This window comes from Bosea sp. ANAM02 (assembly GCF_011764485.1).
In the GTDB taxonomy this organism is placed as follows: Bacteria; Pseudomonadota; Alphaproteobacteria; order Rhizobiales; family Beijerinckiaceae; genus Allobosea.
Genome location: NZ_AP022848.1, coordinates 1,346,054 through 1,370,197, shown reverse-complemented (window position 1 = coordinate 1,370,197; position 24,144 = coordinate 1,346,054). Strand labels below are relative to the sequence as shown.

Genomic DNA, 24,144 nt, shown 5'->3' with positions numbered 1-24,144 from the left:
GTGGATGGCCGGCGCAAGGCCGACCATGACGGGAAAGGCCATGGTGGAAAAGGGCGTCATCCGGCGCTCGCCATCAGATGGTCGAGCTCGCGGTAGTCCGGCAAGGTCCGGTCGATCGCTTGGCCGGCAACCAGCACGGTGCGATCGGCCTGCGGCCGGGAAAAGAGTTCGGTCCAGTCGCGCGCCCGCGTCAGGACGAGATCGGCCGGCGCTCCGATCGCGATGACGCCGGCTTCGATACCCATCGCCTGCGCGGGCGTGCGCGCCACGGCATTGGCCCAGTCCGGCCCGGAATGATCGAGCTGGAGGATGCGCGTGCCCTCTCGCAGCACCTCGACGAGATCGAGATCGCCATAGGCGTAGAAGGGATCACGGGTGTTGTCGGAGGCGATCATCACCGGCACGCCCGCCGCCTTCAGTTCGTGCAGAGCCGTGACGCCACGCCAGCGCGGCGTGCGGCCGAGCTGACGGTCCTGCAGATACATGTTGCAGAGCGGCAGCGAGACCACGGCGATACCGGCCTCACGGACCTTGGCGATGATCCGCGCCTCATCCTCCGGCGCCTGCAACGCAAGCGAGCAGCAATGCCCGCAGAGGATCCTGCCCGCGAAGCGATGGCGCAAAGCCGCGTCCGCGATCTGCTCCAGCGAGCGCGCCGCCGGATCGTTGGTCTCGTCGACATGGAAATCGAGATCGAAGCCGTTCTCGATCGCCGCCCGGAACAGGGTATCGAGTGCCCGGTCGAGTTCCGGGATCATATAGGTGACGCAGCCGAGCAGCCTGTCGCCATGCGCCTTCACGGCGGCGATCACCGCTCGCATATGCGCGGGGTCCAGCGCGGCATCGGCGCCGAAGAGCGGTGTGGCCTGAAGCGCGATCCGTCCGGCCCACTCTGCCCGTAATTCCGCATAAACCGGCCAGGAAATCCCGATCTGCTTGCCCAGCGAATCGAGATGCGTCCGCATCGCCGCCGTGCCGTGCGCGAAGGCGGTCCGCAGCGAGAAATCCATCCGCGCCCGCACGTCCTGCGCCGACCAGTTCGCCTCCCGATCGGCCCCGACGGTGTTCAATGCTCCCGGAAAGGTGCCATCCGGATTGGGACTGCGCGGCCAGATATGGCCCTTGTCGAGATGGACATGTGCATCGACGAGCCGCGGCAGCGCGATACCACCGTCGAGGCTCACGACAGCCCCCGCCCCTGCGGCTGACGCCCCGGCAGGCTCGATCGCGGCCACGCGGCCATCCACAATCGCAAGATCGACATACGCCAGCCCATTGCGATCGGCAGTAATATCGGCGCCGTCGATCAGGCAGGCGGGAACACGCAGATCGGTCAGGCGGAAAGCGGGCGCATCGGGCAGGCGGGCGAAACCGGTCGTCACGTTGTCTCGCCTCTCCTGCCTCTCAAGCTCCGGTTCGGAGATACCGGCCCGATGGAACAGCCGCAAGCCGCGCCGGCCCCTCCTCCCCCGCCGATGACGCCGCAGCCGGGATAGCCACGCATTCAGGCTTGTTCATGCGGGCCGGATCGCGCATGAGGGCGGCGTCATCAGCCAACACGAGGTCGGATTCATGACCGGCGAAGCCCGCATCATCGACGGCAAGGCCACGGCCGCTGCGCTCAGGGCCGAGATCGGCCGCGAGGTCGCCGCGATCGAGGCTAACAGGGGCATCGTGCCCGGCCTGCATGTCGTCCTCGTCGGCGAGGACCCGGCCAGCAAGGTCTATGTCGCTTCGAAGGAGAAGCTCGCGGTCGAGGTCGGCATGAACTCGGTCGCCCACCGGCTGCCGGCCGAGACGACGGAAGCGCAGCTTCTCGCCAAACTGGCCGAGCTCAACGCCGACGACAGCGTCGACGGCATCCTCGTCCAGCTTCCGCTGCCGAAGCACATCGATACCGGCCGCATCATCGACGCGATCGACCCGGCCAAGGATGTCGACGGTCTGCACCCGATCAATGCCGGCCTGCTCGCCGGCGGCAAGAACGGACTCGTGCCCTGCACCCCGCTCGGCTGCATGCTGCTGCTGAAACAGGCGCTGCCCTCGCTGTCCGGCCTCGACGCCGTGGTGATCGGTCGCTCCGAGCTGGTCGGCCGCCCGGTCGCGCAGCTCCTGCTCCAGGCCGACTGCACGGTCACCATCGCCCATTCGCGCACGCGCGACCTGGCCGCGGTGGTGAAGCGCGCCGATATCGTCATTGCTGCGGTGGGCCGCCCGCGCATGGTCAAGGGCGACTGGATCAAGCCCGGCGCGACCGTGATCGATGTCGGCATCAACCGCCTGCCCGACGGCAAGCTGACCGGCGACGTCGATTTTGCCGAGGCCGTGAAGGTCGCAGGTACGATCACCCCGGTTCCCGGCGGCGTCGGCCCGATGACCATCGCCTGCCTGCTCAAGAACACGCTGACGGCCTTCCACGCCCGCCGGGGATAGCCCAAGGCTTCCAAAAAGAACGAGCCCTCATCCTGAGGAGCCGCGAAAGCGGCGTCTCGAAGGATGGTCCAGCACGCTCTGGAGCATCCTTCGAGACGCAAGCCTTTCGGCTCGCTCCTCAGGATGAGGGCTCGCATGCGAAGAGCGCGCAAATGCGCACTCTTCCAAGGCCGATCACATATGGATCTGGCGCTTCTCGACGGCCATTGCGGCTTCCTTCACCGCCTCGGCCAGCGTCGGATGCGCGTGGCAGGTGCGGGCAAGGTCTTCCGAGGAGCCACCGAACTCCATCAGCACCGTCACCTCGGCGATCAGGTCGCCGGCATGCGGGCCGATGATGTGGCAGCCAAGCACGCGGTCGGTCGCCGCATCGGCCAGCACCTTCACGAAGCCCTCGGTATGGCGCATGGCACGGGCGCGGCCGTTCGCCGTGAACGGGAACTTGCCGACCTTGTAGGCAACGCCGGCCGCCTTCAGCTCCTCCTCGGTCTTGCCGATCGCTGCGACTTCCGGCGCTGTGTAGACGATGCCGGGAATGGCGTCGTAGTTCACATGGCCGTGCTTGCCGGCGATGATTTCGGCCACCGCGACGCCCTCGTCCTCGGCCTTGTGCGCCAGCATCGGCCCGCGCACCACGTCGCCGATGGCGTAGATGCCGGCGACATTGGTCTTGAAATGATCGTCGATGACGACGCGGCCGCGCTCGGTCGCGACGCCGGCCTTGTCGAGGCCGAGGCCATCCGTGTTCGGACGGCGGCCGATCGCGACCAGCACGATATCGGCGTTGAGCGTCTTGGCCTCGCCGCCGGCCGCCGGCTCGACGGTGACGGTCGCGCCCTTCTTTCCGGTCTCGACCTTGGTGACCTTGGAGCCGAGCTGGAAGGTGAAGCCCTGCTTCTCCAGGATGCGCTGGAACTGCTTGGCGACCTCGCCGTCCATGCCGGGCAGGATGCGGTCGAGATACTCGACGACGGTGACCTTGGCGCCGAGACGGCCCCAGACCGAGCCGATCTCGAGGCCGATCACGCCGGCACCGACCACGACGAGCTCCTTCGGCACGGTGCCGATCTCGAGCGCGCCGGTCGAGGTCACCACCGTCTTCTCTTCGATGGTCACGCCCGGCAGCGGCGCCGATTCCGACCCCGTCGCGATGACGATGTTCCTGGTCTCGATCTCCTGCGCCTTGCCGTCCTCGGCGGTGACGACGACCTTGCCGGCGGCGGGAATCGAGGCGGTGCCGTGGAAGGCGTCGATCTTGTTCTTCTTCAGCAGGAAGCCGACGCCGGTGACGTTGGCGTCGATCGTCTCCTGCTTGTGGGCCATCATCGCCTTGAGGTCGAGCTTCGGCTTGCCGACGACGATGCCGAGCTTTTCGAAGGTGTGGCCGGCCTCCTCGAACATCTCGGACGCGTGCAGCAGCGCCTTGGAGGGGATGCAGCCGACATTGAGGCAGGTGCCGCCATGGGTCTTGCGCTTCTCGACCACCGCGACCTTGAGGCCGAGCTGGGCGGCGCGGATGGCGCAGACATAACCGCCCGGGCCGGTTCCGATGACGACGAGATCGTAGGCCGCAGCCATGGTGACTTCCTTTCCTGTGTTCGAATGCGGCGGCGCCTCAGCGCCCGCCGGTCACGTTCAAGACGGTTCCGTTGGTGTAGGAGGCTTCGTCCGAGAGCAGCCAGGCGATCGCCTGCGCCACCTCGCGCGCCGTGCCCTCGCGCTTCATCGGAAGCTGGTCGCGCAGTAGCGCGACGCGATCGGGCATGCCGCCGCTGGCATGGATCTCCGTATCGATGATGCCGGGCCTCACCGCATTGACCCGGATGCCCTCGGCCGCGACCTCGCGGGCGAGGCCGAGCGTGAAGATGTCGATGCCGGCCTTGGCTGCCGCATAGTCGAGATACTGCCCGGCGCCGGCCAGAACCGCCGCGGCGGAGGACAGGTTGACGATGCCGCCGCCCTGCCCACCATGGCGCGTCGACATCCGCTTCACCGCCTCGCGGGCGCAGAGGAAGCTGCCGGTCAGGTTGATCCGGAACATCCGGTCCAGCCGCGCAAGGTCCATCTCGTCGAGGCGCTGCGGGGCATCGATGACGCCGGCATTGTTGACCAGCGCCGTCAGGCGCCCGATCTTGTCGGCCGCCGCGAAGATCGCGGCGACATCGGCCTCGTCGCCGACATCGCCCTTGACCGCCACGGCCTGCCGGCCTTGGCCGTGCACGGCCGCGACCGTCTCGGCCGCGGCTTCGGCGTTGAACTGGTAATTGACGACGAGATCGTAGCCGCGCTCCGCGAGCAGGATCGCGGTCGCCCGGCCGATTCCCCGGCTGCCGCCGGTGACGATCGCAACGCCCGACATATCCCGTCCCGCGCGATCAGAGATCGAGCACGAGGCGCGCCGGATCCTCCAGGCCTTCCTTGATGCGGACGAGGAAGGTCACGGCCTCCTTGCCGTCGATGATGCGGTGGTCGTAGCTGACCGCGAGATACATCATCGGGCGGATCTCGATCTTGCCGTTCACGACGACCGGGCGCTCCTGGATCTTGTGCATGCCCAGGATCGCCGATTGCGGCGCGTTCAGGATCGGGGTCGACATCAGCGAGCCGTAGACGCCGCCGTTCGAGATGGTGAAGGTGCCGCCCTGCATCTCCTCGATCGAGAGCTTGCCGTCGCGGGCCTTGCGGCCGAACTCGCCGATCTTCTTCTCGACGCCGGCGATCGACAGCTCGTCGGCATCGCGCACGACCGGAACCACCAGACCCTTCTCGGTGCCGACGGCGACGCCGATATGGTAGTAGTTCTTGTAGATGATGTCGGTGCCGTCGATCTCGGCATTGACCGCCGGGATCTCCTTCAGCGCCTGCACGCAGGCCTTCACGAAGAAGCCCATGAAGCCGAGCTTCACGCCGTGCTTCTTCTCGAACACGTCCTTGTACTGGTTGCGCAGCGCCATCACGCCGGACATGTCAACCTCGTTGAAGGTCGTCAGCATCGCCGCGTTGGACTGGGCCTCCTTCAGGCGGCGCGCGATGGTCTGGCGCAGCTTGGTCATCTTGACGCGCTCTTCGCGCGCGCCGTCATCCGGCGCCGACGGCGCGCGTACGGCAACCGGCGCGGCGGCCGGGGCAGCGGCACCGCCGGTCGCGATCGCGGCGAGCATGTCGCCCTTGGTCACGCGGCCATCCTTGCCGGACGCTGCCACCTTGGACGGATCGACACCGCTCTCGGCGGCGAGGCGCGAGACGGCCGGGCCGGAATCGGCGGCCTTGGTCGCGGCAGCCTTGGGAGCATCGGCGGCGGGAGCCGGAGCGGCGGCAGGCTTGGCCTCGGCCTTCGGAGCAGGCGCGGCGGCAGCGGCGCCGCCTTCGGCGATCGTGCCGAGCAGCGCGCTGACGCCGACCGTGTCACCTTCCTTGGCGACGATCTCGCCGAGCACGCCGGCCGCCGGCGCGTTCACTTCCAGCGTCACCTTGTCGGTCTCGAGCTCGACCAGGGGCTCGTCGGCCTTCACCGCCTCGCCCGGCTTCTTGAACCACTTGCCGATGGTGGCCTCGGAAACGGATTCGCCGAGGGTGGGTACGCGGATTTCGGTCGCCATGTCAGGCCTCTGTTGTCTCGTTCTCTGGCGGCAGGTTCGGCACCGGCTGGGGCGCCGATGCAGCAATGAAGTCCGGCAGCGCGCAACGGCGCCACCGGGAAGGATGTCAGGCCGCGAAGGCCTCGTCGAGGAAGGCGTTGAGCTGGGCGAGATGCTTGGACATCAGGCCGGTCGCGGTCGCGGCCGAGGCCGGGCGGCCGACATAGCGCGGACGCTTCGACTTCGAGCCGGCATGACCCAGCACCCACTCCAGATAGGGCTCGACGAAGGTCCAGGAGCCCATGTTCTTCGGCTCCTCCTGGCACCAGACCACGTCGGCGCCCTTGAAGCGCGCCAGTTCCTGCGCCAGCGTCTTCAGCGGGAACGGATAGAGCTGCTCGACGCGCATCAGGTAGACATCGTCGATGCCGCGCTTCTCGCGCTCCTCCAGCAGGTCGAAATAGACCTTGCCCGAGCATAGCACGACGCGGCGGATCTTGGAGTCCTTGACCAGCTTGGTGGTCGACTTGCCCCGCTCGGCATCGTCGGCCAGCACGCGGTGGAAGGTCGAGCCCTCGGCGAGGTCGGCGAGGTCGGAGACGCAGCGCTTGTGACGCAGCAGCGACTTCGGCGTCATCAGGATCAGCGGCTTGCGGAAGTCGCGCTTGAGCTGGCGGCGCAGGATGTGGAAGTAGCTCGCCGGCGTCGAGCAGTTCGCCACCTGCATGTTGTCCTCGGCGCACATCTGCAGGAAGCGCTCCAGGCGGGCGGAGGAATGCTCCGGTCCCTGGCCCTCATAGCCGTGCGGCAGCAGGCAGACGAGGCCGGACATGCGCAGCCACTTGCGCTCGCCCGACGAGATGAACTGGTCGAACACGACCTGCGCGCCGTTGGCGAAGTCGCCGAACTGCGCCTCCCACATCGTCAGGGCGTTCGGCTCCGACAGGGTGTAGCCGTATTCGAAGCCGAGCACGGCTTCTTCCGAGAGCATCGAGTTGATGACCTCGTAGCGGGCCTGGTCCTCGCGGATATGGTTCAGCGAGGTGTGGCGGGCTTCGGTCTCCTGGTCGATCAGCACCGAATGGCGCTGCGAGAAGGTGCCGCGCTCGCAATCCTGGCCGGAGAGGCGAACCGGGTTGCCGTCGAGCAGCAGCGAGCCGAAGGCCAGCGCCTCGGCGGTCGCCCAATCGATGCCCTCGCCGCTCTCGACCGCCTTCTTGCGGTTGTCGAGGAAGCGCTGGATCGTCTTGTGGACGTTGAAGCCGGCCGGAACCGCCGTGATCTTCTCGGTGATCTCCTTCAGCGTCTCCGCCGGTACGCCGGTGGCGCCGCGACGCGGATCGTCCTCGTCGGCACGGATCGCCTTCATGCCGGCCCAGCGGCCGTCGAGCCAGTCGGCCTTGTTCGGCTTGAAGGCCTGGCCGGCGTCGAACTCGACCTCCAGCTTGGCCTTCCAGGCGGCGCGCATCGCGTCGAGCTCGCCGGCGTCGATCACGCCCTCGGCGGCAAGCTTCTCGCCGTAGAGCTCCAGCGTCGACTTGTGGCCACGGATCTTGCGGTACATCAACGGCTGGGTGAAGCCCGGCTCGTCGCCCTCGTTATGGCCGAAGCGGCGATAGCAGAACATGTCGATGACGACCGGCTTGTGGAACTTCTGCCGGAACTCGATCGCGACCTTGGCGGCGAAGACCACCGCCTCCGGATCGTCGCCGTTCACATGGAACACCGGGGCCTCGACCATCTTCGCCACGTCGGACGGATAGGGCGAGGAGCGCGAATAGCGCGGATAGGTGGTGAAGCCGATCTGATTGTTGATGATGAAATGCAGCGAGCCGCCGGTGCGGTGGCCCTTCAGGCCCGACAGGCCGAGGCATTCCGCCACGACGCCCTGGCCGGCGAAGGCCGCGTCGCCATGGATCAGCAGCGGCAGCACCTTGGAGCGCTCGACGATGTCGCCGAACTGGTCCTGCTTGGCGCGCACCTTGCCGAGCACGACGGGGTCGACGATCTCGAGATGCGACGGGTTCGCGGTCAGCGAGATATGGACGGTGTTGCCGTCGAACTCGCGGTCCGACGACGCACCGAGATGGTACTTCACGTCGCCCGAGCCCTCGACGTCGTCGGGCGCGAAGGAGCCACCCTTGAACTCGTGGAACAGCGCGCGGTGCGGCTTGCCCAGAACCTGGGTCAGCACGTTGAGGCGGCCGCGATGGGCCATGCCGAAGACGATGTCGCGCACGCCGAGCGCGCCGCCGCGCTTGATGATCTGCTCCAGCGCCGGGACCAGCGCCTCGCCGCCATCCAGGCCGAAGCGCTTGGTGCCGGTGAACTTGAGATCGAGGAACTTCTCGAAGCCTTCGGCCTCGATCAGCTTGTTCAGGATCGCCTTCTTGCCTTCCTTGGTGAAGGCGATCTCCTTGTCCGGCCCCTCGATGCGCTCCTGCAGCCAGGCCTTCTGCTCGGGGTCGGAGATATGCATGAACTCGATGCCGACCGTGCCGCAATAGGTCCGCTGCAGCACCGCCACCATCTCGCGGATGGTGGCGAATTCCATGCCGAGCACGTTGTCGATGAAGATCTTGCGGTCGAGATCGGCGTCGGTGAAGCCGAAGGCGGCCGGCGAGAGCTCTTCATGGTCGTTGCGGCTCTCGATGCCGAGCGGATCGAGCTTGGCATGGAGATGGCCGCGCATCCGGTAGGCGCGGATCAGCATGATCGCGCGCACGGAATCGCGGGTCGCCTGCTGCACGTCGGCGGCGGAGAGAGCGGTGCCGGCGGCCTTGGCCTTGGCGCCGAGCTTGTCGGAGATCACCTTCTCGACGACGGCCCAGTTGCCGTCCAGTGCCGAGACCAGTTCGCCGCTGGCGGCGACCGGCCAGTTCGGCTTCTTCCAGGACGCGCCCTTGGCGTTCTGCAGGACGGCTTCCTTGTCGTCCTTCAGCGCGCCGAAGAAGCTCTGCCACTGCTCGTCGACCGACTTCGGGTCGGCCTCGTAGCGGGCATAGAGATCCTCGATATAGGCGGCGTTGCCGCCATAGAGGAAGCCGGTCTGCGCGAGAGCCTCGTTGATGTCCTGGCGAGCCATGATGCTCCTGCCTTCCTTCGCCGCTTAAGCCATGTCCGGACCCTTGCCCGGACATCCTTTCAACCTGTCGTCATGCTCGGGCTTGACCCGAGCATCTCTCGCCATTTTGCCGCCTCTTCCGGGGCGAGATGGTCGGGTCAAGCCCGACCATGACGCGCCCTGAAGAGGCGTCCGGGCCTCAGCCCTTCAACACTTCCACCAAGGTCTTTCCAAGGCGCGCCGGCGAGGGCGAGACCCGGATCCCGGCCGCTTCCATCGCCGCGATCTTGTCCTCGGCGCCGCCCTTGCCGCCCGAGATGATCGCGCCGGCATGGCCCATGCGGCGGCCCGGAGGCGCCGTGCGGCCGGCGATGAAGCCGACCATCGGCTTCTTGCGGCCGCGCTTGGCTTCGTCCTTGATGAACTGCGCCGCGTCCTCTTCGGCCGAGCCGCCGATCTCGCCGATCATGACGATCGACTCGGTCTTCGGGTCCGCCAGGAACATCTCCAGCATGTCGATGAACTCGGTGCCCTTGACCGGGTCGCCGCCGATGCCGACGGCCGTAGTCTGGCCGAGGCCCTCGTTCGTGGTCTGGAACACCGCCTCATAGGTCAGCGTGCCCGAGCGCGAGACGATGCCGACATTGCCGGGCTTGAAGATGTTGGCCGGCATGATGCCGATCTTCGATTCGCCGGCCGTGACGACGCCGGGGCAGTTAGGCCCGATCAGGCGGGTCTTCGAACCGACCAGCGAGCGCTTGACGCGGACCATGTCGAGCACCGGAATGCCCTCGGTGATGCAGATCACGAGCGGGATCTCGGCATCGATCGCCTCGCAGATCGCGTCCGCGGCGCCCGGAGGCGGCACATAGACGACCGAAGCGTCGGCGCCGGTCTTGGCCTTGGCCTCGTGCACGCTGTCGAAGACGGGCAGGCCAAGATGGAGCGAGCCGCCCTTGCCCGGCGAGGTGCCGCCGACCATCTGCGTGCCATAGGCGATCGCCTGCTCGGAATGGAAAGTCCCGTTCTTGCCGGTGAAGCCCTGGCAGATGACCTTGGTGTTCTTGTCGATCAGGATGGACATGTCTGCTCCTCAGGCCTTCTTGATCGCGGCGACGATCTTCTGCGCGGCGTCGTCGAGGTCGTCGGCGGGAATGACGTTGAGGCCGGACTCGCGGATGATCTGCTTGCCTTCCTCGACATTGGTGCCTTCGAGGCGCACCACCAGCGGAACCTGCAGGCCGACGGCCTTCACCGCGGCGATGACGCCGCGCGCGATGACGTCGCACTTCATGATGCCGCCGAAGATGTTGACGAGGATGCCCTTCACCTTCGGGTCGGCGGTGATGATCTTGAACGCCGCCGTCACCTTCTCTTCGCTGGCGCCGCCGCCGACATCGAGGAAGTTCGCCGGGCTTTCACCGTAGAGCTGGATGATGTCGAGCGTCGCCATGGCGAGGCCGGCGCCGTTGACCATGCAGCCGATCGTGCCGTCGAGCGCGATATAGGCGAGGTCGTACTTGGAGGCCTCGATCTCCTTCTCGTCCTCTTCCGTGGTGTCGCGCAGCGCGACGACCTCGGGGTGACGATAGAGCGCGTTCGAGTCGAACGAGACCTTGGCGTCCAGGCACTTGAGCTGACCCTGGGTGGTCACGATCAGCGGGTTGATCTCCAGCATGTCCATGTCCTTGGCCACGAACGCGTTGTAGATCTGGGTCAGCACGGTGCCGGCCTGCTTGGCGAGGTCGCCCTGCAAGCCGAGGATGCGCGCCATGGCGCGGCCGTGATGCGGCATGATGCCGGTGGCCGGATCGACCGAAAAGGTCTCGATCTTCTCGGGCGTGTCATGGGCGACGGCCTCGATGTCCATGCCGCCCTCGGTCGAGACGACGAAGGCGATGCGTGAGGTCTCGCGGTCGACCAGCGCCGAGAGGTAGAACTCCTTCTCGATGTCCGAGCCGTCCTCGATATAGAGGCGGTTGACCTGCTTGCCGGTCTCGCCGGTCTGGATCGTGACCAGCGTATTGCCGAGCATCTCCTTGGCGTGGGCCTCGACCTCGGCCACCGACTTGGCGAGACGGACGCCGCCCTTGGCGTCGGCCGGCAGTTCCTTGAACTTGCCCTTGCCGCGCCCACCGGCGTGGATCTGCGACTTCACGACGTAAAGCGGCCCCGGCAGCTTCTTGGCGGCCTCGACCGCCTCCGCCACCGTCAGTGCCGGGAAACCGGCCGAAACGGGCGCGCCGAATTCCTTGAGGATGGCTTTGCCCTGGTATTCGTGGATGTTCATGTGCTCGGTTTCCCTGACAGCGACAAAAATTGACGAAAGGGCGGCCGCGCGTCTCCGCGCCGCCGCCCTTGCTCTAGATCACGCGAGTGACGGATCGATGGTCTTGCAGGCGTCGATCAGGCCCTGCACCGAAGCCACCGACTTCGCCAGCATCTCCTTCTCGGCGCCGTTGAGGCGGATCTTGACGACGCGCTCGACGCCCTTGGCGCCGATCACGACGGGAACGCCGACGAACATGTCCTTGACGCCGTACTGGCCCTTCAGCGCAGCCGCAGCCGGCAGGACGCGCTTCTGGTCCTTGAGATAGCTCTCGGCCATCGCGATCGCGGAAGCCGCCGGGGCGTAGAAGGCCGAGCCGGTCTTGAGCAGGTTGACGATCTCGCCGCCGCCCTTGCGGGTGCGCTCGACGATGGCGTCCAGCTTCTCCTGCGTGGTCCACTTCATCTTGACGAGGTCCGGCAGCGGAATGCCGGCGACGCCCGAATAGCGGACCAGCGGCACCATGTCGTCGCCATGGCCGCCGAGCACGAAGGCCGAGACGTCCTTGACCGAAACCTGGAACTCCTCGGCGAGGAAGTGGCGGAAGCGGGCCGAGTCGAGCACGCCGGCCATGCCGCAGATCATGTTGGGCTTCAGGCCCGAGAACTTCTGCAGAGCCCAGACCATCGCGTCGAGCGGGTTGGTGATGCAGATCACGAAGGCCTTCGGGGCATACTGCTTGATGCCCTCGCCGACCGACTTCATCACCTTGAGGTTGATCCCGATCAGGTCGTCGCGGCTCATGCCCGGCTTGCGCGGCACGCCGGCGGTGACGATGATGACGTCGGCGCCCTTGATGTCCTCGTAGGAGTTCGTGCCCTTGTAGCCGGCATCGAAGCCGTCGACCGGGGCTGACTCGGCGATGTCCAGGCCCTTGCCCTGCGGAATGCCTTCGGCGATGTCGAACAGGACGACGTCGCCCAGCTCCTTGAGGCCGGCGAGGTGGGCGAGCGTGCCGCCGATCTGGCCGGAGCCGATGAGGGCGATCTTCTTACGGGCCATTGCCTAGTCCTTTTGTTCCTGGCGCTACCATCGATCCGGCTGCTGCCGGCTTCGACATTCAAAATGCCTTGGCGCTGCGACAGGCCAGCCTCCGGTGGAAGCGAGCCAAACCGTGGGTTCCTTTGGCCCAAACCGGGCTTTTGCCGCAACCCTCGCCGCAAAAGCGGCTTTTCTCGGGCATCCCGGCGCCTCGCGCGATATCGCGCGAGAGCGATCTTTATTTTTCAATGACTTAGAAAAAAGCTTCACGCGCACTCGGTTCCACGGGGAACGAAATCCACCAATTACAATTTACAGAAACTGTAATTGGTCACCAGATTATTCACACGATCCCGCTGCCGAGCACCCGCAGGATCACCCGGATCAGGGTCGAGAGCCGCGTATCGACCGAGGCCTGCGGTACGTCCGCCTCAAGCGCCAGCGAGGCCGGATGGATGAAGCGGTTGGTGGCGTCGATGACGAAGGCGATCGCCCGGTCGCGGTCGCGCGGCTCGAACACGCCGGTGGCGATGCCCTCGTCGACGACGCGCTCGAACAGGGCGCGCACGCGGGTGCGATTGCGCCGGCTGATCGCGTGCCGCTTGGCGACCGCGAGCGACAAGGCCGCGAAGAGATGCGGCTCCTCGGTCAGCAAGTCGCGATTGGCCTTGGCCAGCGCCAGGATCAGGCGCTCCAGCTTGTCGTCGGCCGGGTCGGGCCCGTCCGCGACATCCGCGAGCCGACGCTCGGTCGCCTTCAGCCAGACATCGACGACCGCGTCGATCAGCGCGCCCTTGGAGGGGAAGTAGCGATAGACATTGGCATGGGTCATGCCCGCCTCTTCCGCCACGGCGACGACGGTGAAGCGCTTCAGCCCGAACTTGCGCAGATGCTCCCCGGCGACCGTGAGGATGCGGGTCTCGCTCGGCTCGCGCTGCGGCATGGTCAGAAGCCCATCCGTTCGAACGCCACCGCCGTCATTCCGGGGCATCGCGCAGGGAGGAGCCCGGAATCCAGAACCGATGCGGCTCCCGTGCCGTCATGCTCGCCCTTGTGGCGAGCATCCACGTCTTGAACACGACATTCGATGAAGGAAGACGTGGATGGTCGGGACAAGCCCGACCATGACGGGAAAAGGGGCGCTCGTCGGCTCACGTCTCCACCAACCCGGTCGTATCCCCGCTCGCCGTCGAATCGGGCCGGCCATGCGGCATGGCCAGGTATTCCTCCGAGCGCATCTCGATCAGGCGAGAGACCGTGCGGTCGAATTCGAAGGCCTCGCGCCCCTTGCTCGCCCGGTAGAGCTCATGCGGCTCGGCCGCCGCCGAGGCGACGAGCTTCACATGATGCTCGTAGAGCGTATCGATCAGGATGATGAAGCGCTTGGCCTCGTTGCGCCGCTCGAAATCGAGGATCGGGATGTCGTCCAGCACCAGCGTATGGAAGCGCTGCGCCAGCGCGATATAGTCGGAGGCGCCATAGGCCTGCGCGCAGAGATCTGCGAAGCTCGCCCTTGCCACGCTGCCGGCCGCCTGCGGCAGGATGAAATCGTGCCCCTGCACGGTGAGCACCGTGCGCTGCCCCTGCGCCTTTCCTGACAAGGCCTTGAAGGCGGCATCGAGCGCGACCTTGGCCTTCTCGTCGGCCGGGACATGATAGACCGGTGCGCCGCCCAGCTTCTCCAGCCGGAAATCGGCGCGCGCATCGAGCTTCAGCACCTCGACCCTGGTCTGCAGCAATTCGATGAAGGGCAGGAACAGCGCCCGGTTGAGCCCGCCATCGTAGAGCCGCGACGGCTCGACATTCGAGGTCGCGACCACCACCACGCCGGCCGCGAACAGCGCCGTGAACAGCCGGCCGAGGATCATCGCATCGGCGATGTCGGTGACGGTGAATTCATCGAAGCAGAGCAGATAGGCTTCTTCCGCCAGCTCGGCGGCCACCGGTGCGATCGGATCGGCATCCTTGACCTCGCCGCTCTTGATCTTCTGGCGATAGGCGTTGATGCGGCCATGCACGTCGGCGAGGAACTCGTGGAAATGCACGCGGCGCTTGCGCTTCACCGGCGCGGCTTCGAAGAACATGTCCATCAGCATGGTCTTGCCGCGGCCGACCGAGCCCCAGACATAGAGCCCCTTCGGCGCCGCCGCCGCGTCCGGTTTCTTGCCGAAGAGCCAGCCCAGCGCGCTGCCCTTGCGGGCGAGCCGGCGGGCGGCGAGCGTCTCGGTCAGTCCTTGGAGCTTCCTGACCACGGCGACCTGCGCGGGATCGCGCTCGATGGCGCCCGCCTCGACGAGGGCGGCGTAACGGTCGGTGATCGAGGCTGACATAAGGGCGGGCGCTGGCGATCCGAGAGAGACCTGACCGGGTTACGGCAGCCCTGCCCGCATCGCAAGCCCACAGGTCGTTTCGGGCGAAGCCGCGTCATCCCCCGAGTGTGGCGAGGAAGTCGCGCGTGCGCGCCTGCTTCGGCGCGGCGATGAGCTCCTCCGGCCGCCCCCGTTCGACGATCTCACCCGTGTCCATGAAGGCGACATCATCGGCGACCTCCCGCACGAAGCCGATGTCATGTGTCGCCACGATCAGGGTCAGTCCCGAACCGACAAAATTCCGCATCATGGCGAGAACCTCGCCCGCCTCCTCCGGATCGAGCCCCGCCGTCGGCTCGTCAAGCAGCATCAATCGCGGCTTCGCCGCCAGCGCCCGCGCGATGGCAAGGCGCTGCCGCGCTCCGCCCGAAAGCTCGCTCGGATAGGAATCGCGCCTGTCGGCCAGCCCGACCCGCTCCAGAGCCGCCATCGCCTCCACGACGGTGTCCCGGCGCGACCGTCTCAGCAGCGCGAGCGGCCCCTCGAGGATGTGCTGCAAGGCGGTCATGTGATCGAACAGCTCGGGGGGCTGCGGGACCGTGCCGATGACATGGCGCGTACCCGCGCCCTCCCGTCCGATCAGCTCCCCATCGATCGTGATCGTCCCCTCGTCGACGGCCTCGCTCCCGCCGATGCAGCGCAGCAGCGTCGACTTGCCGGCGCCAGCCGGCCCGATGAAGCACTGGACCATGCCCGGCCCGATCGCGAGCGAGACGTCGCGCAGCGCCTGCACAGCGCGGAAGCGCTTGCTGGCATGGGCGATGGCGACGGCCGCGCCTGCCTTCGTGATCTGCGCCGCACCCAAGCCGCGTCCTCCGTGAATATCATCGGAGGCCATATCGCCCGATCCGCGGCAAGACCAGCCCGGCGAAACCTCCCCCTAGCCCACGCGTTTGCGCTTTAGGAGGACCAGCCATGCTCACTATTCTGCCCGCGCCTGACCATGTCGCCGCCTATCGCCTGTCGCAAACGCTGACCGGCGAGGATCTCGACGCGATCATGGCCGATATCGATGCCCGGCTCGCCCGCCACGAGAAGCTCGGCATCCTCGCCGACATGACCGACTTCACCGACATGACGCTGGCCGCCGCCTGGAAGGATGCGCGCTACAGCCTCGGCAAGCTCTGGGAACTCAAACGCTTTCCGAAGGAAGCGGTGATCACAGACAGGGGCTGGCTCGCCGGCTTCGTCGATCTGCTCGACCCGGCGATCCCCTTCGTCAAGGTTCGCGCCTTCAAGCCGGAGGACTACGAGAAGGCGCTGAGCTGGGTCGGCGATATTGAGGGCGGGCCCGACGCTTGAGGCTTACGCGGCACCGCCCCGCGCGAAGGTCTCGTCGAAGGCATAGCCAGCGCCGCGCACCGTCCGCAGCGGATCCTTGGCGTCGCCCGGCGTGATCGCCTTGCGCAGGCGCCCGACATGGACGTCGACGGTCCGCTCGTCGATATAGACGTCGCGGCCCCAGACCGCGTCGAGGAGCTGGGCGCGCGAATAGACCCGGCCCGGCGCCTGCATGAGGAACTCCAGCAACCGGAACTCGGTCGGCCCAAGATGGAGTTCGCTGCCCGCGCGGCGAACACGTCGCGTCGTGCGGTCGAGTTCGAGGTCGCCGGCCGCGAGCAGCCCGGCGACATGGCCGGGCTTGGCCCGGCGCAACAGCGCCTGGATACGCGCGATCAATTCCGGCAGCGAGAACGGCTTCACGACATAGTCGTCGGCGCCGGTGGCGAGCCCGCGCACACGCTCGGTCTCCTCGCCGCGCGCCGTCAGCATGATGATCGGCACGCGCTCGGTATCGCGCCGCGAGCGCAAGCGCCGGCAAAGCTCGATGCCGGACAGGCCCGGCAGCATCCAGTCGAGCAGGACGAGATCGGGGGTGTGATCGCGCAGGTGCAATTCCGCATCGTCCCCGCGCGCGACGCTGTCCACCTCGAAGCCCTCGGCCTCGAGATTGTAGCGCAGCAGCAGGGTGAGCGGCTCCTCGTCCTCGACGATCAAGATGCGTGCGGCCATGCTTCTTTTTCCGTCCGTCATTCGAGCCTGCCGTCATGCTCGCCCCTGTGGCGAGCATCCACGTCTTGAACGGCACCTGCCGGGACGAAGACGTTGATGGTCGGGACAAGCCCGACAATGACGGAAAGGCTACGGCACTTCGTGTTCGTTCAGTTCCCCGTCACCGTTTCGACCTCGATATTGGTCGTGTCGAGTTTCGGCCGATTCACGTCGAGGGAATCGCCGGTGACGAGGTAATGGATGGTCTCGGCGATATTGGTGGTGTGGTCGCCGATGCGCTCGATATTCTTGGCGCAGAACAGCAGATGCGTGCAGAAGGTGATGTTGCGCGGATCTTCCATCATATAGGTCAGGAGTTCGCGGAACAGCGAGGTGTAGAGCGCGTCGATCTCGTCGTCGCGGCGCCAGACCTCGAGCGCCTTCTGCTCGTTGGTCGCGGCATAGGCGTCGAGCACGTCCTTGAGCTGGGCCTGCACGAGGCGGCTGATATGCTCGAGCCCGACGACCGCGCGATGCGGCGGCTGGAACTGCCCGGCGATGGCGACGGCGCGCTTGGCGATGTTCTTGGCGAGATCGCCGACGCGCTCGATATCGGAGGCGAGGCGGATCGCCGAGATCAATTCGCGCAGGTCCTGCGCCAGCGGCTGGCGCCGGGCGATGGTGAGCACGGCCTTCTCCTCGACCTCGCGCTGGAGATTGTCGAGGCGCTGGTCGGCCGAGATGATCTTCTGGGCGAGCGCGGTGTCGCGGCGGACGAGCGCGACCGTGGAATCGCCCAGCATGCGTTCGGCCATGCCGCCCATTTCGGCGAGGCTGCGGCGAATGCCTTCGAGATCGGCGTCGTAGGAGCGGACGATGTGGTCGGTCATAGGGGTGTCCTCCGGCGCATCGGCCCGAAAAGTGGAAACCAGTTTTCGGGTAAGCCGATGCGAAACAAAATTGCCGCTTAGCCGAAACGGCCGGTGACGTAGTCCTGGGTCTGCTTCTTGGCGGGGTTCATGAAGATCGTGTTGGTCGGCGCAAACTCGATGACCTCGCCGAGATACATGAAGGCCGTGTACTGCGAGATGCGCGCCGCCTGCTGCATGTTGTGCGTGACGATGGCGATGGTGAAGTCGCTCTTGAGCTGCTCCAGCAGGTCCTCGATCTTGCCGGTCGAGATCGGGTCGAGCGCCGAGGTCGGCTCGTCGAACAGGATCACCTCCGGCTTCTGCGCGATGGTGCGCGCGATGCACAGGCGCTGCTGCTGGCCGCCGGAGAGGCCCATGCCGGAGCTCTTCAGCTTGTCCTTGACCTCGTCCCAGAGCGCGGCGCGGCGCAGCGCGCCCTCGACGCGGTCGTCGAGCTCGGATTTCGGCGGCTTCTCGTAGAGGCGGATACCGAAGGCGACGTTGTCGTAGATCGACATCGGGAACGGCGTCGGCTTCTGGAAGACCATGCCGACGCGCGAGCGCAGCTCGTTCACGTCGACATCCTTGCCGATGATGTTGCGGCCGTCGAGCATGATCTCGCCTTCGGCGCGCTGCTCCGGATAGAGCGAGTAGATGCGGTTGAAGATGCGCAGCAGGGTGGACTTGCCGCAGCCCGACGGGCCGATCAGCGCCGTGACATGCCGGTCGCGGAAGTCGAGATTGATGTTCTTCAGCGCCTTGTGCTCGCCGTAGTAGAAATCGAGGTTCTTCACCGCGATCCGGACGGGCGCCTCGGCATCGAGCGACTGGGGGGAGAGTTCAAGGGTCGAAAGCATCGACTTAGGTCCTCAAGGTCGGTCGCGACCGGGTTGGTTTCAGGCTCACTTGCTGCCGGCGACGATACGCCGGGCAACGATCGAGAGCACGAGGATCGAAACGGTGATGATCAGCGAGCCGGCCCAGGCGAGCTGCTGCCAGTTCTCGTAGGGGGCGGAGGCGAACTGGTAGATCGTCACCGGCAGGTTGGAGACGCCGCCGACCAGCGTCGGCGAGAACCAGAAATTATTGTTGAGCGCGGTGAAGAGCAGAGGCGCGGTCTCGCCGGCGATGCGGGCGAGAGCCAGCAGGATGCCGGTGACCATGCCGGCCTTGGCGGCGCGCCAGGTCACGCCAGTGATCACGACGGAGGGCGGTGCGCCCAGCGCCGCACCCGCCTCGCGCAGATGGCCGGGGACGAGGTTCAGCATGTCCTCGGTGGTGCGCACGATGACCGGGATCGCGATGATGCCGAGCGCGACGCCGCCAGCCCAGCCGGAATAGCCGCGGAACGGCTCGACCAGGATGACGTAGACGAACAGGCCGATCAGGATCGAGGGCGCCGAGAGCAGGATGTCGTTGATGAAGCGGATCAGGTTGGCGAGCTGCGAGCCGCGGCCGTATTCCGCCAGCCAGGTGCCGGCCAGCACGCCGATCGGCGTAGCGATCGCGATGCCGAGGAAGGTCAGTACGAAGGAGCCGACGATGGCGTTGGCGATACCGCCGCCTTCGGAGCCGGGGCCGGGCGTGACCGCCGTGAAGGTCGCGACGGAGAGCCCGCCGATGCCCTTCACCACGAGCATGCCGAGGATCCAGAACAGCACGAAGATGGCGATGAAGGTGAAGCCGGTGGCGACGATCTTCATCAGCCGGTCGGCGGTGCGGCGCGACTGGCGCACGCGCCCCCAGGGCTGGTGCGGCAACTCGCGGGGAGAGGTCGTCATGGTCATGGGGTTGAGCCTCAGTAGCGCTTGACGCGGGCGACCAGCAGTCGCGCGATGACGAGGACGACGAAGGTGACGAAGAACAGGATGCAGCCGAGCGCGATCAGCGCGTTGAGCTGCAGTCCCAGCGCCTCGTTGAACTCGTTGGCGATACGCGAGGCGATGGTCGAGCCGGGATCGAGGATCGAGGCCGAGAGCCGGTTGGCGTTGCCGACCACGAAGGTGACGGCCATCGTCTCGCCGAGCGCGCGGCCCAGGCCCAGCATGATCGCACCGATGATCGAGACGCCGGCCTGCGGCACCAGCACATGGCGCACGACCTCCCAGGTCGTGGCGCCGATGCCGTAGGCGCTCTCGCGCAGCACCGATGGGATCTGCTCCAGCATGTCGCGCGTGATCGAGGCGATGAAGGGCACGATCATGAAGGCGAGGATGATGCCGGCGGTGAAGATGCCGAGACCCGAGGGCGAGCGCGAGTAGAGCACCGTGCCGACGATCGGCATGCCCTCGACGATGTTCGAGAGCGGGATCTGCACATAGGCCGCGAAGAGCGGCACGAAGACGAACAGGCCCCACATGCCGTAGATGATCGAGGGCACGGCCGCGAGCAGCTCGATCGCGGTCGCGACCGGCTTCTTGAACCAGGCCGGCGCGAGCTGGGTCAGGTAGACCGCGATGCCCAGCGAGAGCGGCACGCCGATCACCAGGGCGATCAGCGCCGTCGAGAGCGTGCCGACGATCGCCGGCCAGGCGCCGTACTGCTCGTTCTGGGTATCCCAGACGCTGGAGGTGATGAAACCGAGACCGAACTCGCGAAAGGCCGGCCAGCCACCGATGACCATCGAGGCCATGATGCCGGCGAGCAGCACCAGCACCAGCAGGGCAGCGCCGAAACTGGCATTGCGGAAGACGGCGTCGAAACCCGCCTTCGGCGTCTTGCGGACGACCGGCGTCGCGCCGGGAATGCTCGTCATGTCGGTTGCTGCGGTCATCCGCGAAGGCTCCGGTGGGGTAGCTGAGGTCGTCTGCTGCCGGAGGCCCGGCCTCGTCAACCTCAGCCCTCATCCTGAGGAGCGCTCTGCAGGAGCGCGTCTCGAAGGAGGCTCCAGTGCGCTCTGGATCATCCTTCGAGATGCCGCTTCACGGCTCCTCAGGATGAGGGCTGAATGTTTTGGCGAGGCGGGAAATCCCGCCTCGCCCCGTCATTGGCAGCAATCAGAAGATCGGCTTGCCGGCCGGATCGGTCACGCCCTTCCAGGCGTTGCGGACCTGATCCTTCACGTTGGCCGGCAGGGCGACGTAATCGAGCTCGCTCGCCAGCTTGTCGCCGCTCTTGTAGGCCCAGTCGAAGAACTTCAGCGCGGCCTGCACCTCTTCCGGCTTCTCCGGCTTGGCATGGACCAGGATGAAGGTCGCCGAGGTGATCGGCCAGGCTTCCGCGCCCTTCTGGTTGTTGAGCGAGATGCCGAAGCCCGGCTGCTCGTTCCAGTTGGCGTTGGCCGCGGCGGCCTGGAAGGACTTGTCGTCCGGCGCCGGGAAGTTGCCGTCGGCATTCTTCACCAGGGTATGCGAGAGCTTGTTCTGCTTGGCATAGGCATATTCGACATAGCCGATCGAGTTGGCGACCTGCTTGACCGAGGCCGAAACGCCCTCGTTGCCCTTGCCGCCGATGCCGACCGGCCACTGAACGGCGGTGTTGTTGCCGATCTTCGACTTCCAGTCGGACGAGACCTTCGAGAGGTAGTCGGTGAACTGGAAAGTCGTGCCCGAGCCGTCCGAACGATAGACCGGGTTGATGTTCGCGTCAGGCAGGGTGACGCCGGCATTGAGCGAGGCGATCTTAGGGTCGTTCCACTTCTTGATGTCGCCCATGTAGATCTGGGCGATGACGTCGCCCGAGAGCTTGAGCTTGCCCGGCTCGACGCCGGCGATGTTCACGACCGGGACGATGCCGCCCATCACGGACGGGAACTGGATCAGGCCGTCCTTGGTCAGGTCCGCGCCCTTGAGCGGGGCGTCGGTGGCGCCGAAGGCCACGGTCTTGGCCTTGATCTGGCGGATGCCGCCACCCGAGCCGATCGACTGGTAGTTCAGGCCGGTGCCGGTCTCCTTCTTGTAGGCCTCGGCCCATTTCGAATAGATCGGGAAGGGGAAGGTCGCGCCGGCGCCGGTGATGTCGGCGGCCTGGGCGGAACCGGCGATCCCGGCGGCAAGGGCCGCGAGAACGAGAATCTTGCGCATGTGAGATGTCCTCATCTGGTCGCTCTGTGTAGCGGCCCTGTCAGAACACCCTCTGTATGACAGCCAAATGACAATCCGTCATGAAAGCCGCCGTGAATGCCCGGCATGCACGGATTGGCGGGCGAGGGTGACTCGCATCGTCCCCTGTCATTCCGAGGCTTCGCGGAGCGAAGAACCCGAAACCCACGACCGGGTGAGCCCTTAGCAACCGCATGATCGCGAACGCGAACCCAGTCGTGGGTTCCGGGTTCGCGCCTGCGGCGCGCCCCGGAATGACAAGCGTGGCGCTCGAAGCCGCCCGGTCTCAACTACGCTTAGCCGTGCGTGCGCTCCGCTTCGAAACGCGGCAGGATCGCCTTGAAGGTCGCGCCCTCCCCCGGCTTGCTCTCGATCGTCAGGCGGCCGCGATGGCGCAGCACGATATGCTTCACGATGGCCAGGCCCAGGCCCGTGCCGCCGGCCTCGCGGCTGGCGGCGGTGTCGACCCGGTAGAAGCGCTCGGTCAGGCGCGGCAGATGCTCCGGCGCGATGCCCGGCCCGTCGTCGAGCACGCTGAAACTCGCCTCGCTCTCGCCGGTCTCGACGGCGATCGCGACCTCGCCGCCCGGCTTGCCGTATTTGATCGCGTTCTCGACGAGGTTTTCCATCAGGCGCAGCAATTCGTCGCGGTCGCCCGGCACCTGCAAGGCCTCGCGCGGCGTCTTCAGCACCAGCGTGACGTCGCGCTCCCTGGCCATCAAAGCCAGTGAATCCACGATCTCGCGGGCGATGCCGGCGAGATCGACCGGCGTGTCCGGCGCGACATGGGCGCGCTGCTCGATCCGCGACAAAGAGAGCAGGTCGTCGACCAGACGCGCCATGCGCAGGCCCTGCTCCCGCATGATGCCGAGGAAGCGCTCACGCGCCCGCTCGTCGTTGCGCGCCGGCCCCTGCAGGGTCTCGACGAAGCCGAGGAGCGAGGCCAGCGGCGTGCGCAGTTCATGGCTGGCATTGGCGACGAAATCGACCCGCATGCGCTCGATCACGCGCTGCTCGCTGAGGTCCTGGAACGTCAGCAGCGTGGCATGGCGCAGGCCGCCGTCGCGCAGCGCCGCGATATGGATGCGGAAGGTCCGCTCGACGGGCACGCGCTCGACGAGCTCGACCGTCTTGCGCCCGCCTTCGAGCGCCACCTGCTCGATCGCATCGTTGAGATCGGGATCGCGCAGCACCAGCGCCAGCAGCTTGCCGACCGCTACACCGGGGATCAGCGCCTGCATGGCCGGGCTCATCGCCTGCGCCACGCCCTGCCCGTCGAGCAGCACGGAAGGCGCCCCGGACGCCTCGATCACGTCTCGCACCAGCGCGGCATTGGAAGCGGAAAGATCGACCATGGAACGCCCGTATACAGACGGCGGATGCCGACGGGGCCCCTTCCTGAGCGGAAGCGCGGCAGGCGTCAATTCCCTTCGGTCCGCTAGCCAGCTAGGCTGTCCCTAAAGCGGAGGCGTATCGATGGCGAAGAGATTCTCAAGCTCTGACTCGAAGGAACCGATCGCCGTGCCGTCGGAAGACCGCGCCAGGCCGGCCAAGACCCGCGCCAGACCCGGCAAGGCGAAGGGTTTCGACATCGAGGCCGACAGCCTGCCGGAAGCCATCATCGACGCCGCCTATCACAGCGGCGACTACCCCTATGGCAAGCGGATGAAGCGCAAGCGCTACAACCGCGAGATGGAGCCGCTGCAGATCGAGCTGCAGAAGCTGATGCGCTGGGCTGCCAAGCATGGCGAGCGCATCGTCATCGTCTTCGAGGGCCGCGACGGCGCCGGGAAGGGCGGCACCATCGCCCGCTTCACCCAGCATCTCAATCCGCGCCAGGCCCGCATCGTCGCCCTGTCCAAGCCTTCCGATACCGAGAAGGGCCAATGGTATTTCCAGCGCTACGCCGCGCAGATGCCCACAGCCGGCGAGATCGTCTTCTTCGACCGCTCCTGGTACAACCGTGCCGGCGTCGAGCGCGTCATGAACTTCTGCACGCCGGAGGAGACCGAGCACTTCCTGCGGGAGGCGCCGGCCTTCGAGGGCATGCTCGCCCGCGACGGCGTCCGTCTGATCAAGCTCTTTCTGACCATCGGGCGCGAGATGCAGATGACGCGGTTGCATGCGCGCTGGCACGATCCGCTCAAGCGCTGGAAGCTTTCGCCGATCGATTTCGAGTCGATCCCGCGCTTCGACGACTATTCCCGCGCCTTCGACGCGATGCTCTCGCGCACCTCCACCGAGGCCGCGCCCTGGCATGTCGTGCGCAGCAACGACAAGCTCCGCGCTCGACTCAACGCCATCCGTCACGTCCTGCGCACGATCCCTTACAAGGACAAGGACGAGGCAGCGATCGGTACGCTCGACCATGAGATCGTCATCCCGGTCGAGCGCTATCTCGATCATGGCGGCGAGCCCGAAGGAGGTTGAGCCTCCGGCTGCCCGGC

Annotated in this window: 21 protein-coding genes; 3 read left to right on the top strand and 18 right to left on the bottom strand. The window is 66.5% G+C overall.

What is annotated here, in order from left to right; all coding sequences use genetic code 11:
• Positions 1–56: 56 nt before the first annotated feature.
• Positions 57–1,382, bottom strand: coding sequence for a cytosine deaminase (locus OCUBac02_RS06590; RefSeq protein ID WP_173044339.1), 1,326 nt, complete (start codon positions 1,380–1,382; stop codon positions 57–59).
• A gap of 190 nt (positions 1,383–1,572) precedes the next feature.
• Between OCUBac02_RS06590 and folD the strand changes: the two genes are divergently transcribed.
• The gene (folD, locus tag OCUBac02_RS06585) at positions 1,573–2,433 is read left to right on the top strand and encodes a bifunctional methylenetetrahydrofolate dehydrogenase/methenyltetrahydrofolate cyclohydrolase FolD (RefSeq protein ID WP_173044337.1); all 861 of its coding nucleotides are present in this window, start codon (positions 1,573–1,575) and stop codon (positions 2,431–2,433) included.
• Between the two features lie 174 nt (positions 2,434–2,607).
• On the opposite strand, the gene lpdA is transcribed toward folD, so the two are convergent.
• From lpdA to OCUBac02_RS06535, 10 genes are all read right to left on the bottom strand, one after another.
• Entirely contained in the window at positions 2,608–4,011 is a 1,404-nt protein-coding gene (gene lpdA / locus OCUBac02_RS06580; protein WP_173044335.1) for a dihydrolipoyl dehydrogenase, read from the bottom strand.
• Positions 4,012–4,048: 37 nt separating this feature from the next.
• Positions 4,049–4,792, bottom strand: a complete 744-nt coding sequence (locus OCUBac02_RS06575; protein ID WP_173044333.1) for an SDR family oxidoreductase — start codon at positions 4,790–4,792, stop codon at positions 4,049–4,051.
• Positions 4,793–4,808: 16 nt separating this feature from the next.
• Positions 4,809–6,032, bottom strand: coding sequence for a 2-oxoglutarate dehydrogenase complex dihydrolipoyllysine-residue succinyltransferase (odhB, locus tag OCUBac02_RS06570; protein ID WP_173044331.1), 1,224 nt, complete (start codon positions 6,030–6,032; stop codon positions 4,809–4,811).
• A gap of 106 nt (positions 6,033–6,138) precedes the next feature.
• Positions 6,139–9,096: a 2-oxoglutarate dehydrogenase E1 component gene (locus tag OCUBac02_RS06565; RefSeq protein ID WP_173044329.1), complete on the bottom strand. Its 2,958-nt coding sequence runs from the start codon at positions 9,094–9,096 to the stop codon at positions 6,139–6,141.
• Positions 9,097–9,274: 178 nt separating this feature from the next.
• On the bottom strand, positions 9,275–10,159 hold the full coding sequence (sucD, locus tag OCUBac02_RS06560) for a succinate--CoA ligase subunit alpha (protein WP_173044327.1): 885 nt from the start codon (positions 10,157–10,159) through the stop codon (positions 9,275–9,277).
• A 9-nt stretch (positions 10,160–10,168) separates the two neighbouring features.
• The gene (sucC, locus tag OCUBac02_RS06555) at positions 10,169–11,365 is read right to left on the bottom strand and encodes an ADP-forming succinate--CoA ligase subunit beta (protein WP_173044325.1); all 1,197 of its coding nucleotides are present in this window, start codon (positions 11,363–11,365) and stop codon (positions 10,169–10,171) included.
• A 78-nt stretch (positions 11,366–11,443) separates the two neighbouring features.
• Complete coding sequence (mdh, locus tag OCUBac02_RS06550; RefSeq protein WP_173044323.1) at positions 11,444–12,406, bottom strand: malate dehydrogenase; 963 nt, start codon at positions 12,404–12,406, stop codon at positions 11,444–11,446.
• A gap of 322 nt (positions 12,407–12,728) precedes the next feature.
• A complete protein-coding gene (locus OCUBac02_RS06545; RefSeq protein ID WP_047577026.1) occupies positions 12,729–13,328 on the bottom strand; it encodes a TetR/AcrR family transcriptional regulator in 600 nt (199 codons plus the stop codon).
• Positions 13,329–13,536: 208 nt separating this feature from the next.
• Positions 13,537–14,715 (bottom strand): cell division protein ZapE, encoded by a 1,179-nt coding sequence (gene zapE / locus OCUBac02_RS06540; RefSeq protein ID WP_173044321.1) that lies wholly within the window; start codon positions 14,713–14,715, stop codon positions 13,537–13,539.
• Positions 14,716–14,809: 94 nt separating this feature from the next.
• Entirely contained in the window at positions 14,810–15,559 is a 750-nt protein-coding gene (locus OCUBac02_RS06535; RefSeq protein WP_465247762.1) for an amino acid ABC transporter ATP-binding protein, read from the bottom strand.
• A gap of 110 nt (positions 15,560–15,669) precedes the next feature.
• On the opposite strand from OCUBac02_RS06535, the gene OCUBac02_RS06530 reads away from it, so the two are divergent.
• Positions 15,670–16,056, top strand: a complete 387-nt coding sequence (locus OCUBac02_RS06530; protein WP_173044317.1) for a SpoIIAA family protein — start codon at positions 15,670–15,672, stop codon at positions 16,054–16,056.
• A gap of 3 nt (positions 16,057–16,059) precedes the next feature.
• Here OCUBac02_RS06530 and phoB read toward each other — a convergent pair whose 3' ends face one another.
• From phoB to OCUBac02_RS06495, 7 genes are all read right to left on the bottom strand, one after another.
• The gene (phoB, locus tag OCUBac02_RS06525) at positions 16,060–16,767 is read right to left on the bottom strand and encodes a phosphate regulon transcriptional regulator PhoB (RefSeq protein WP_047576054.1); all 708 of its coding nucleotides are present in this window, start codon (positions 16,765–16,767) and stop codon (positions 16,060–16,062) included.
• 149 nt (positions 16,768–16,916) lie between these two features.
• Positions 16,917–17,636, bottom strand: coding sequence for a phosphate signaling complex protein PhoU (phoU, locus tag OCUBac02_RS06520; RefSeq protein ID WP_173044315.1), 720 nt, complete (start codon positions 17,634–17,636; stop codon positions 16,917–16,919).
• Positions 17,637–17,713: 77 nt separating this feature from the next.
• The gene (pstB, locus tag OCUBac02_RS06515; protein WP_047576047.1) at positions 17,714–18,514 is read right to left on the bottom strand and encodes a phosphate ABC transporter ATP-binding protein PstB; all 801 of its coding nucleotides are present in this window, start codon (positions 18,512–18,514) and stop codon (positions 17,714–17,716) included.
• Between the two features lie 45 nt (positions 18,515–18,559).
• Positions 18,560–19,444 (bottom strand): phosphate ABC transporter permease PstA, encoded by an 885-nt coding sequence (gene pstA / locus OCUBac02_RS06510; RefSeq protein ID WP_082009620.1) that lies wholly within the window; start codon positions 19,442–19,444, stop codon positions 18,560–18,562.
• A gap of 11 nt (positions 19,445–19,455) precedes the next feature.
• Positions 19,456–20,430 (bottom strand): phosphate ABC transporter permease subunit PstC, encoded by a 975-nt coding sequence (pstC, locus tag OCUBac02_RS06505; protein ID WP_047576044.1) that lies wholly within the window; start codon positions 20,428–20,430, stop codon positions 19,456–19,458.
• Positions 20,431–20,653: 223 nt separating this feature from the next.
• Entirely contained in the window at positions 20,654–21,679 is a 1,026-nt protein-coding gene (gene pstS, locus OCUBac02_RS06500; RefSeq protein ID WP_173044313.1) for a phosphate ABC transporter substrate-binding protein PstS, read from the bottom strand.
• Positions 21,680–21,993: 314 nt separating this feature from the next.
• On the bottom strand, positions 21,994–23,052 hold the full coding sequence (locus OCUBac02_RS06495; RefSeq protein WP_173044311.1) for an ATP-binding protein: 1,059 nt from the start codon (positions 23,050–23,052) through the stop codon (positions 21,994–21,996).
• Positions 23,053–23,173: 121 nt separating this feature from the next.
• Here OCUBac02_RS06495 and ppk2 point away from each other — a divergent pair, with 121 nt between their 5' ends.
• Positions 23,174–24,127, top strand: coding sequence for a polyphosphate kinase 2 (gene ppk2 / locus OCUBac02_RS06490; RefSeq protein ID WP_173044309.1), 954 nt, complete (start codon positions 23,174–23,176; stop codon positions 24,125–24,127).
• Positions 24,128–24,144: the final 17 nt, after the last annotated feature.

Coding starts and splice junctions, on each gene's coding strand:
- folD (WP_173044337.1), top strand. CDS start 1,573: ATGACCGGCGAAGCCCGCATCATCGACGGCAAGGCCACGGCCGCTGCG.
- lpdA (WP_173044335.1), bottom strand. CDS start 4,011: ATGGCTGCGGCCTACGATCTCGTCGTCATCGGAACCGGCCCGGGCGGT.
- OCUBac02_RS06575 (WP_173044333.1), bottom strand. CDS start 4,792: ATGTCGGGCGTTGCGATCGTCACCGGCGGCAGCCGGGGAATCGGCCGG.
- odhB (WP_173044331.1), bottom strand. CDS start 6,032: ATGGCGACCGAAATCCGCGTACCCACCCTCGGCGAATCCGTTTCCGAG.
- OCUBac02_RS06565 (WP_173044329.1), bottom strand. CDS start 9,096: ATGGCTCGCCAGGACATCAACGAGGCTCTCGCGCAGACCGGCTTCCTC.
- sucD (WP_173044327.1), bottom strand. CDS start 10,159: ATGTCCATCCTGATCGACAAGAACACCAAGGTCATCTGCCAGGGCTTC.
- sucC (WP_173044325.1), bottom strand. CDS start 11,365: ATGAACATCCACGAATACCAGGGCAAAGCCATCCTCAAGGAATTCGGC.
- mdh (WP_173044323.1), bottom strand. CDS start 12,406: ATGGCCCGTAAGAAGATCGCCCTCATCGGCTCCGGCCAGATCGGCGGC.
- OCUBac02_RS06545 (WP_047577026.1), bottom strand. CDS start 13,328: ATGCCGCAGCGCGAGCCGAGCGAGACCCGCATCCTCACGGTCGCCGGG.
- zapE (WP_173044321.1), bottom strand. CDS start 14,715: ATGTCAGCCTCGATCACCGACCGTTACGCCGCCCTCGTCGAGGCGGGC.
- OCUBac02_RS06530 (WP_173044317.1), top strand. CDS start 15,670: ATGCTCACTATTCTGCCCGCGCCTGACCATGTCGCCGCCTATCGCCTG.
- phoB (WP_047576054.1), bottom strand. CDS start 16,767: ATGGCCGCACGCATCTTGATCGTCGAGGACGAGGAGCCGCTCACCCTG.
- phoU (WP_173044315.1), bottom strand. CDS start 17,636: ATGACCGACCACATCGTCCGCTCCTACGACGCCGATCTCGAAGGCATT.
- pstB (WP_047576047.1), bottom strand. CDS start 18,514: ATGCTTTCGACCCTTGAACTCTCCCCCCAGTCGCTCGATGCCGAGGCG.
- pstA (WP_082009620.1), bottom strand. CDS start 19,444: ATGACCATGACGACCTCTCCCCGCGAGTTGCCGCACCAGCCCTGGGGG.
- pstC (WP_047576044.1), bottom strand. CDS start 20,430: ATGACCGCAGCAACCGACATGACGAGCATTCCCGGCGCGACGCCGGTC.
- pstS (WP_173044313.1), bottom strand. CDS start 21,679: ATGCGCAAGATTCTCGTTCTCGCGGCCCTTGCCGCCGGGATCGCCGGT.
- OCUBac02_RS06495 (WP_173044311.1), bottom strand. CDS start 23,052: ATGGTCGATCTTTCCGCTTCCAATGCCGCGCTGGTGCGAGACGTGATC.
- ppk2 (WP_173044309.1), top strand. CDS start 23,174: ATGGCGAAGAGATTCTCAAGCTCTGACTCGAAGGAACCGATCGCCGTG.